This window comes from Arthrobacter sp. SPT-J7, assembly GCF_059089965.1.
The window spans coordinates 1-1,646 of record NZ_JBNHFF010000399.1; the positions used below are offsets into that span (position 1 = coordinate 1).

Genomic DNA, 1,646 nt, shown 5'->3' on the forward strand with positions numbered 1-1,646 from the left:
CAGCGGGTCGCTCTTGCCTTCCATGGCCGCCTGCGTCAGGACGCGGGTGGTCTCCTGGAAGGAAGCTGCGGACAGCCAGGACTCGGTGGCCAGCGAAGCCTTCGTGATGCCCATGAGCTCAGGACGTCCGGAAGCCGGAGTCTTGCCCTCGGACACAACGCGGCGGTTGGCGTCCTCGAACCGGCTGCGCTCGGCGAGCTCGCCGGGCAGCAGATCCGATTCGCCGGACTCGATGACCGTGACGCGGCGCAGCATCTGGCGGACGATAACCTCGACGTGCTTGTCGTGGATACCGATGCCCTGGCTGCGGTACACGCCCTGGACTTCGTCCACCAGGAACTTCTGTGCCGCACGCGGACCCATGATGCGCAGGACCTGCTTGGGATCAACCGGTCCGTTGATCAGCTTCTGGCCGACGGTGACGTGGTCGCCATCCTCGATCAGCAGGCGTGAACGGCGCAGGACCGGGTAGGCGATCTCTTCTGTTCCGTCATCAGGAGTGATGACCAGGCGCATCTGGCGCTCGGACTCTTCGATGGTGATGCGGCCGGCTGCTTCTGCAATCGGTGCAACACCCTTCGGAGTACGGGCTTCGAAGAGCTCCTGGATACGGGGCAGACCCTGGGTGATGTCGTCGCCGCCGCTGGCGGAGACTGCACCACCGGTGTGGAACGTACGCATGGTCAGCTGGGTACCGGGCTCACCGATGGACTGTGCGGCGATGATGCCCACGGCCTCGCCGATGTCCACGGTCTTGCCGGTGGCCAGCGAGCGGCCGTAGCACAGGGCGCAGGTGCCGACGCTGGACTCACAGGTGAGTACGGAGCGGACCTTGACCTCGGTGATGCCGGCCGCGAACAGCTCGGCGATCACCACGTCACCGCAGTCGGTGCCGGCGGCTGCGAGGACGTTGCCCTCGGAGTCCACGACGTCGACGGCGAGCGTACGTGCGTACGCACTGTTCTCCACGTTCTCATCCAGCACCAGCTCACCGTTGGAATCGGCGACGGCGATGGGCGTGACCAGGCCACGCTCGGTGCCGCAGTCCTCTTCGCGGACGATGACGTCCTGGGAGACGTCCACCAGACGACGGGTCAGGTAACCCGAGTTGGCGGTACGCAGAGCGGTGTCAGCAAGACCCTTGCGGGCGCCGTGCGTGGCGATGAAGTATTCCAGAACCGACAGGCCCTCGCGGTAGGAGGACTTGATGGGACGGGGGATAATTTCACCCTTCGGGTTGGCCACCAGGCCACGGATACCCGCGATCTGGCGGACCTGCATCCAGTTACCACGTGCACCGGAGGACACCATGCGGTTGATGGTGTTCATCGGCGACAGGCTGTCACGCATCGCCTGGGCGATTTCGTTGGTTGCCTTGTTCCAGATCTCGATCAGTTCCTGGCGACGCTCGTCGTCGTCGATCAGGCCCTTGTCGTACTGGCCCTGGATCTTCGCAGCCCGCTCCTCGTAACCGGCGAGGATGGCCGGCTTGGCGGCCGGAACCTCGATGTCCGAGATGGCGACGGTAACGCCTGAGCGGGTGGCCCAGTAGAAACCGGCATCCTTCAGGTTGTCCAGCGTTGCCGCGGTGACAACCTTCGGGTAGCGCTCCGCGAGGTCGTTGACGATGCGGGACAGCTCGCCCT

At 65.1% G+C, this 1,646-nt stretch carries 1 protein-coding gene; it reads right to left on the minus strand.

The annotated features are described in order from the left end of the window. Positions 1-1,646: DNA-directed RNA polymerase subunit beta' (locus AC5RWX_RS33025; protein ID WP_494100383.1), on the minus strand; the 1,646-nt coding region annotated here is incomplete at both ends.